This is a genomic window from Actinomycetota bacterium (assembly GCA_040755895.1).
GTDB lineage: Bacteria > Actinomycetota > Aquicultoria > Subteraquimicrobiales > Subteraquimicrobiaceae > Subteraquimicrobium.
Map to the genome: position 1 here is coordinate 1 of JBFMAG010000012.1, position 7969 is coordinate 7969.

The window sequence follows — 7969 nt, forward strand, 5'->3', positions numbered from 1 at the left end:
AACTGACAACTAGGAATTATGAGCTGTTTGACTTCCTTCATGCCGTTTTGCCCACCAATGTACCCTTGCAAGAGTTCTATAAAAATTTCTGCAGCCTATATAAGGGTACCCTTCTTTCATTCAGATCGGTTTTAAAGGCCATATTTTCCTCTCCATTTCTATATACCCCTTCAGACCTGAAGCGATTAAAAGCCCTTCGTGATCTCCTCAGCCCTAAATCCTATCTCAAAGGTCATTTGGAGTCACGCTAGGAATTTTCGATATCTTCCTGGCTTATTTGGAAGGGCTCGAGTATCCTTAGGGCTGCAGGGAGAATCTGATTGGAGATGTAGTATTCGATGTCTATATCCTGCGGAGAAGCCAGGGTATAGGGTACGGCACGCTCGTAAAGTTTGCCCGATCCCTTCACGATGACATAACCAATTTTATCCCCAATGGTTAGTTTATAACCCGCGTCGAGCAAGCGCTTCGCTGCCTCCACATGGGGAGCTCTTGCCGCATAATCCTTCAATGGTTTGGTCAAGGTTTTCCAGATGATGATATCCTTTGGAGTGACCATGCTCTCCTTTACCTCCGAGATGCGTCGACGAACGAAGCTCGCAGCTTTTTCTGGAGATCGTTCCTTTAAGATGATTCCCAAAACCGTCTCTTGAACATCCTTGGCGATGGTCGCCCAATCTCCTCTCACCACTTCCAGTCCAACGATTTCCAGTCGGTCATCGGGGAGCAGACCCGCGTACCTCTTCTTTGCCTCGGTGAACAGGATCCTATCGTATATCTTGTCCGGTCTTATCTCCAATCCCAGTTCCCTTTGGACCTCTCTGGCAAAATTCTCTATTTTTTCCGGCTCGTAAGCCACGAAGAGGCTGTCAGTATCACCGTATATGATTTGCAGACCAAGGTTTTTAGCCATCTGAATGGTGCGGGATATGATCGCCCTCCCCCAAGCGGCCGTCGCTTCCGCCACCGGTTTTAAGTACCATCGGGCTCCTATCCACCCCGCGTATCCGTAACACGCATTGGTGATGACCTTAACCGCCTTCTGCCTTGCATCAAGCACTCTGTACTGTGGGGTGTCGGACTTAAGTTCTTTCATTCTCCTTCGAATCTCATCTCTCGCTTTGATCAGGCTCAGTAAAACTTGCTTGTAAAAACCGGGCGGCTCCCTGCGAAATTTATATCCAACTTCTGGTGCCACATAGAGGTCCTTGTCCGGCAGAGACTCTCCCGATTTCACGTAAGTATCAGGGGATATATTGTAGAGGATCATGAGATTCGGATACATGGCTTTGAAATCCAAAACGGCTACTTTCTCGTGAATTCCCGCCTTGGGGGGAAGGACGATCGCTCCCACATAGGGGAAATAGGGACGCTCTACCCTTTTGGGGATCAACTCACCCAGTTTATGAGCCTGACGGATGAGATAATTATCCACCCTGAACCCCACGGCTGCAGTTCCCACGTAATCCAGGGGTAGACCCACGAGGTTCGAAAGCTGCATGGCGTAGTCCAGCATAGCTTCGCCTATTCCCATAATCTTTATGGTATTGTCCATTGAGTATTTCAAAACTTCGGTTCTTCTCTTCTCATCCTCCCAGTAGAAAGGGATATCTGCATCTTCAATCACCGATCCACCCTTTATCCCTAAATATTCAGCCACGTTTTCCAGGGTTTTGACCTTGACCTCGGCGAGATCCTGGGCAAAATCGAACAGATCTACGTTTGCTCTTCCGGTGACCGATACATGTCCATAGAGACTGGTGTGAGGTTCTTTTCCCATCCTGTCCATGGAGAGTTCAAAGCCCAGCTTTTTGCATCTAGCTAAAAGATACGGCCAATCGCGACCATTGGAACCATATCCAAGGAGGATATCCGGTGAAAATTGAGATATGTACTTTAAAAAACCCTCTATAACCTGTCTATCATCGCAATCCTCCGCCACGAACTGTCTTTTCTCACCCGCGTTGGTAGCCAGGGAGATCATCACTATGGGATCTTTTTCCGGTTTCGGTGTTCCCATGGGACTATAGCACACCAGCGACAGACCCAATATCCTCAAGTTTGGTAAATCGAGTCCCTCTTTCAACTGGAGACGACCTTTGGCTAGATACACCTTATCTGCTTCTGCTCCAAGTTCATTATCGACTTCTTCGACCTCGACTTCGTGCCAACCACAAGGGAATATTTTCCGATCGATCAGGTATTGAGAGGAGTAACGGATATCGTCTTCAAGAACATCCTTTATGCCATCCATCTTCATTAGCTTCTTGGCATATTTGCCCATTACATCGGGATTTCGGCATGTGAGCTGGACTGACTCGACTGACTTTCCAAAGTACCTCCGGGTAACTACTTGAGCGGTGAGAATCTCGGGAAAGAGTTCACTTTGCCTTATCTTTTCGGCGATATCCTTTAGATCTTTTCCTTTCTCGGGAAGGATGTAGAAGGAGGAGAGAAAGCTGCGGTCTAAAATCAATACTCGCTGACCTTGATGGTCTATTCCCCAAAGTCTTATTTCGGGACCATCGTCCAGAATTTCATAGTTTATATCCAGGAGCCAGAATGAGATTTTCATGATCAAACAACCGTTGAGAATTAAAGTTTCTTTTAGTATATCCCATAGTTAAGTTTATATGATATGCAAAGGCGAAAAAACAAAAAATTATTTTCGGAGAAAATGGAAAATTTGCCCTGCCTTCCGAAGATGATTTAAAATTTCAGTGGATATTAAATTCACCAACTTGGGAAAGTCATGGTGGGAAAGGTTCTTCTGGTCAATTCGAATCAAATGAAGCCGGTGGTAACCCTTCTTGGTCTAGATTTCATTGGAGAGTGCTTGAGGCATCGAGAATATGAGGTAGATCTCCTGGATTTGGCCTTCGAGCGGGATTTCAAATCCGCCATCGATGAATACTTCCAGAGCGATTCCCCCGATGTTATAGGTGTAACCATTCGAAATACCGATGATTGTTATTTTGCCAGCCAGGATTTCATAGTTCCTAAGATAAAGAGGATCGTGGATTATATCAGGCAGAAAACTGAGGCTCCCATCATCTTCGGTGGGGCGGGTTTCTCTACAATTTGAAAATTTTTTCATCATCACGGGACATGTCGGCAGCGAAAATTAGCATGCCCCAGAATAACTTCCTTGCACTAGCTCTCCAAATCCACACACGCATAATTATTTTTCCAATTTTTTACATTCCCGCTTCGCGGGAATGTGAGAAAATCCACGCGAGAAGGTCTGGAAGGGAAATTCATTTTTTATTTTGCAGGTTAGAGCAATTGGAGACCGCCTGTGCGGGTGCCCTCCGGGCATCTTAAAGACCTTGAAAAGTATCTAACAATGTCTTAGCCTTAGGATAAAGCATTGGAAAGCAGGTGATGATGAATGAAAGCTTTAGCTGAAAAGCTGATTTCTTGGATACGGGAGCAGGTACATCTGGCTGGTTGTGAAGGAGTCGTAGTGGGATTGAGCGGAGGCGTCGATTCCTCGGTGACAGCCGTTCTATGCAAGAAGGCTTTTCCCAACAACTCACTTGTTGTAATCCTGCCTTGCCATAGTGATCCTGGAGATATAGAGAGTGCCAGATTGGTCGCCGAGAAGTTCGACATCGATTCCACGACCGTGGTTTTGGATGAGGTCTTTGATTTGCTCTTGCCCAAGCTTTCGGCCGCCGATTCTTGCTCGCGACGAAAGGAGATGGCCATTGCCAATCTGAAACCGCGTCTGAGAATGATCGCCCTCTACTACTTCGCCAACAGCTGCAATTATCTCGTTGTTGGTACTGGAAACAAGAGCGAATTGACCGTAGGTTACTTTTCGAAGTATGGGGATGGCGGGGTGGACATCATGCCTCTGGGCAATCTCCTTAAGACGCAGGTGCGCGAACTAGCTAGGGAGCTGGGCATCCCAAAGGAGATTATCGAAAAACCTCCTTCGGCTGGGTTGTGGAGGGGGCAAACCGATGAGGAGGAATTGGGTGTCACCTATGAAGAGTTGGATCAATATCTCCTCACCGGGAAGGCTTCAAGGGAGATAAAGGATAAGATAGATCGCTTAATCGAAGCCAGCGTTCATAAGAGGCAGATGCCACCCGTTCCCTCCTTTTGATGATCCCAGATGCGCTCCAGGATACCCAGTCGCACGTAAGCTCATAGCCCCGTAGCTCAGAAGCTCAAACTGATTTATTCTTTATTGCTAAAACGAGGAATCTTGGGAGGGAGAATGATGCATGATAAATAAAAGCACCCAGAAGAGTGTAGATCCAGCAGCATTGCAGATGATCGAGAGAGCCAAGGACGAAGGTCTTTCAACTTGTTTCAGTCGAGTGGATAAAATCGAGCCATGCCCCATCGGCATTGGTGGAAGTTGTTGCAAGGTATGTTTCATGGGTCCGTGCCGTTTAGCCATTAGGCAGGAAGGGGAAAGAACAGGCGTTTGTGGGGCAACTGTGGACACTATAGCGGCTAGGAACTTAGCCAGAGCTATAGCTGGAGGTTGCGCTGCTCACGCCGATCATGGTCGTGATCTCGCTTTTGCTCTACTTGCAGTTGCCGAGGGTAGTCCTGGTTTAAAAATCAAGGATGTCGAGAAACTCCGCACCGTAGCCGAGCTCATGGGTATAGAGATCAAAGGTACCTCCGAGCGAGAGATTGCTCTGCGGGTGGCAAACACTGCCCTGGAAATCTTCGGTCAACAGCGGGGCGATCTTTCCTATATCTCCCGAGCTCCCGAAAAACGTCAAAAACTTTGGCGCAAGCTGGGCATAGTCCCCAGAGGTATCGACCGTGAACTAATAGAGGTAATGCATCGAACCAATATGGGAACCGATCAAGATCCAGAGCATATCCTCCTGCAGGTATTAAGGGCTTCATTGGCGGATGGTTGGGGAGGATCGATGCTCGCCACCGACCTATCGGATATATTATTCGGTACCCCAAATCCAGTAAATGCCAAGGTCAACTTAGCTGTGTTGAGGGAAGAAGAGGTAAACATAGTGGTGCATGGACATGAACCCATTCTTTCAGAAATGATTGTGGCAACCCTCAAGGATAAAGATTTATTGAGATATGCCAGGTCCAAGGGAGCCAAGGGGATAAACCTCGTAGGCATCTGTTGCACCTCGAATGAGATTTTAATGCGCTATGGGATACCCCCAGCCGGCAACTTCCTTCACCAAGAGTTAGCCATCATTACCGGTGCTGTTGATGTCATGGTTGTGGATGTGCAATGCGTATTGCAGGCATTAGCTGAGTTGGCAAAGCATTTCCACACCAAGCTCATCACCACATCTCCAAAGGCGAAAATCCCCGGTGCCATTCACATCGAGTTTGACGAGCGAAGAGGTCTTGATATCGCAAGAAAGATAGTCCGTATGGCCATCAATAACTTTCCCAAGCGAAAGGAGGTTCAAATCCCTCATGTGAGTGGTGACTTGGTGGCAGGTTTTTCTCATGAATACGTGAGATATATGTTGGGTGGCACCTATAGAGCATCCCTTCGACCGCTAAATGAAGCTATAATCGTCGAGCGAATCAAGGGGATTGTGGGTGTGGTTGGATGTAATAATCCACGTGTTACCCAAGACCAAGGCCATAACTACGTCGTAAGGGAGCTCATTCGCCATAATGTCCTAGTTGTTCAGACAGGGTGCGGGGCTCTTGCCAATGCCAAGTATGGCTTGCTCGCCCCTGAGGCCATGGAGTCTGCCGGTCCGTTTTTAAAACAGATCTGCAAAGTTGTGGGAATACCTCCTGTACTTCATCTTGGCTCCTGCATCGATAATTCACGAATCCTTACCATATTCGCCGACATGGTAGCCGAAGGGGGACTCGGGGAGGATATTAGTGACCTGCCGGTGGCAGCAGTCGTCCCCGAGTGGGCGAGTGAGAAGGCTTTGGCCATTGGATCATATTTTGCCGCCTCGGGCTGCTACGTCGTTTTCGGAGTTGGTTCACCGGTGAGTGCCAGCGAAGAAGTTACGGACATCATCAGCCGTGGCTGGGAGGAAAAAGTCGGAGGCAAGCTTGAATTCGAACCCAGATACTCTAAAATCGTTGAGAAGGTTCTGGCTCATATAGAGAAGAAGCGAAAATCTCTGGGAATCAGCCCGGGAACGGAAAGGGGGCTCCCCGAAACCGAGAAAAGGAGAGTTTTAATAGAATGGCAAAAGAGGTTAAAGAGTTTGTTTCGGCCGCAATAAAAGGTGCCCATGCGATCATCGAGGAGGCAAGGGAGAACCTCAAGAGGGCGATTGATATCAAGGGATCGAACCATCCTGTGGCATTTCCGAACACTGATTATTATCTACCTTTAATCCATGGATTAACTGGAACAAAAGTTGAGAAGCTTTCCGATGTGGAACAAGTGCTCAGGCAGGTTAGGAAGCTTCCTTCGAAGGTTCCGAGACAGAAGCTTTGGTTGCCATACTTGGGCAATGCTTTGGATGCTGGCATGGCTGCTCTCTTCGCGGGAGAGATCATCGAAGCTTTAAGGTATGCTGTCGATCCCAATCCAGCGAATGATATATGGCTGGGAGCTCCCGGTGATGCCATTGTGCGGAAGCATGGAAGAAGATTTGTCGATGGATCAGCTTCCGGTTTTGCCCTTTTGATAGGAGTGGCTCCTGAAGCTGAAATGGCGGCAAAACTCGTTCGTGAGATGTGTGCTAATGGTCTTTATGTTTTCATGGCGGGAGATGATAACGGCAAGACTTTGGCGGAACAACTTATAGAGAGGGGAATAAGGTTGGGTTGGGATGCTTCCCTTGTCCCCCTCGGTAAGGAAATTCATGGTCACGTCCACTCCCTTGGTTTTGTCACCCGCGTTGCCATGATCTTTGGCGGGATAAATCCGGGAGACTATGGGAAGATACTACATTATATCAGGGATCGAATTTTTGGGTTCGTGCTCTTGCTTAGGAAGATCGACAATGAAGCATGTGCCTTTTCTGCGGGTGCGACCAACTTTGGTTTTTCAACCATTGCCGAGGAATATGTCCCCCAGCTCTTGCCGATTCATCATTACAGATCCTTCATTCCTCGCTAAGGGTCAGGTTTTTTGCTCACTACCAACTATTTGAGTGCTACAAGGTAAATGTTTGATTTTTTTCCGTCTCTTAAAGTGAAACCGACCTCTTTTATTGAAAATCCCACCTGTTCCGCTAACTTCTGAAGTTCTCTTCTGGTGAAGGCGTGGCAATAGCGCTGGATTACCGAACCATCTTTTTTCTTCCAGGGAATGAAAGCATCCTTGAAGTCCAATCGCGTTCGACCGAGGATTTTGAGCCAAGCTGCACTCAAAATATATTTTATGTACCTCTTCTGCCACAGATTCCACACCGTGGACACGAAGATGCCACCTCCCTTCAGAACGCGGTGAACTTCCTTCATTACTTTAAACCGGAAAGGTGTGGAGGGGATATGGTGGAGAAGGGCAATGGCATACACGGTGTCGAAGGAATCTTCATCAAAGGGGAGGTCAAGGGCATCGCCTAGGACAAAGCTGAGATTTGGACCTGTATATCTTGATCTGGCTATATTTAGGAGTTCTTCTGAGATATCCAGCCCGACATATTTGATATTCGTGTCCTTGAATAGTTCGAGAAGGCGACCGTTTCCGCAGCCAAGATCGAGAACCCGATCTCCATCCTTGACCCATTCCTTAAGGAAGAGGATATCCTTCCAGGGGAAAAGGCGGGTCTCCGAAAACTCGCGAGCTAAACGCCGGTAATCTTCTTTGACTTTTTCCAAAAGGTGCAGTGCAAAATCCCTCTCCATCAGCTACCTCATTCAAGCCCTAAGCCTTGAGGATTAAGAATTAAGTTAGAACACCCCTAACCCCATTTTCCTATATATCACATTCTTGCTCTATACACTATTTGTCAAGTATAGTAGATACAGGGTGTTCCCATGGACGATAAGAACAAATTTTCCTCCTTTGAGGAAACCATAATAAAGCGAGCCA

The 7969-nt window shown here is 47.4% G+C and carries 7 protein-coding genes; 5 read left to right on the forward strand and 2 right to left on the reverse strand.

What is annotated here, in order from left to right:
- On the forward strand, window positions 1–251 hold a 251-nt coding region (locus AB1466_00485; protein MEW6188581.1), incomplete at its 5' end, for a hypothetical protein.
- Here the strand turns inward: AB1466_00485 and AB1466_00490 are convergent.
- Window positions 248–2575: a DNA polymerase domain-containing protein gene (locus AB1466_00490; protein ID MEW6188582.1), complete on the reverse strand. Its 2328-nt coding sequence runs from the start codon at window positions 2573–2575 to the stop codon at window positions 248–250. The two genes, AB1466_00485 and AB1466_00490, sit on opposite strands and share 4 nt — an antisense overlap.
- Window positions 2576–2752: 177 nt before the next feature.
- On the opposite strand from AB1466_00490, the gene AB1466_00495 reads away from it, so the two are divergent.
- From AB1466_00495 to AB1466_00510, 4 genes are all read left to right on the forward strand, one after another.
- The gene (locus AB1466_00495; protein ID MEW6188583.1) at window positions 2753–3085 is read left to right on the forward strand and encodes a cobalamin-dependent protein; all 333 of its coding nucleotides are present in this window, start codon (window positions 2753–2755) and stop codon (window positions 3083–3085) included.
- A gap of 306 nt (window positions 3086–3391) precedes the next feature.
- On the forward strand, window positions 3392–4114 hold the full coding sequence (nadE, locus tag AB1466_00500; GenBank protein ID MEW6188584.1) for an NAD(+) synthase: 723 nt from the start codon (window positions 3392–3394) through the stop codon (window positions 4112–4114).
- A gap of 121 nt (window positions 4115–4235) precedes the next feature.
- A complete protein-coding gene (gene cooS, locus AB1466_00505; protein MEW6188585.1) occupies window positions 4236–6206 on the forward strand; it encodes an anaerobic carbon-monoxide dehydrogenase catalytic subunit in 1971 nt (656 codons plus the stop codon).
- Window positions 6167–7051, forward strand: a complete 885-nt coding sequence (locus tag AB1466_00510; protein MEW6188586.1) for a hypothetical protein — start codon at window positions 6167–6169, stop codon at window positions 7049–7051. Before cooS ends, AB1466_00510 begins: the two co-directional genes overlap by 40 nt.
- A gap of 26 nt (window positions 7052–7077) precedes the next feature.
- On the opposite strand, the gene AB1466_00515 is transcribed toward AB1466_00510, so the two are convergent.
- A complete protein-coding gene (locus tag AB1466_00515) occupies window positions 7078–7782 on the reverse strand; it encodes a class I SAM-dependent methyltransferase (protein ID MEW6188587.1) in 705 nt (234 codons plus the stop codon).
- Window positions 7783–7969 lie beyond the last annotated feature (187 nt).

What these genes read in the sequence shown, in the direction of transcription:
- AB1466_00490 (MEW6188582.1), bottom strand. Translation starts at nt 2,575, where the DNA reads ATGAAAATCTCATTCTGGCTCCTGGATATAAACTATGAAATTCTGGAC.
- AB1466_00495 (MEW6188583.1), top strand. Translation starts at nt 2,753, where the DNA reads ATGGTGGGAAAGGTTCTTCTGGTCAATTCGAATCAAATGAAGCCGGTG.
- nadE (MEW6188584.1), top strand. Translation starts at nt 3,392, where the DNA reads ATGAAAGCTTTAGCTGAAAAGCTGATTTCTTGGATACGGGAGCAGGTA.
- cooS (MEW6188585.1), top strand. Translation starts at nt 4,236, where the DNA reads ATGATAAATAAAAGCACCCAGAAGAGTGTAGATCCAGCAGCATTGCAG.
- AB1466_00510 (MEW6188586.1), top strand. Translation starts at nt 6,167, where the DNA reads ATGGCAAAAGAGGTTAAAGAGTTTGTTTCGGCCGCAATAAAAGGTGCC.
- AB1466_00515 (MEW6188587.1), bottom strand. Translation starts at nt 7,782, where the DNA reads ATGGAGAGGGATTTTGCACTGCACCTTTTGGAAAAAGTCAAAGAAGAT.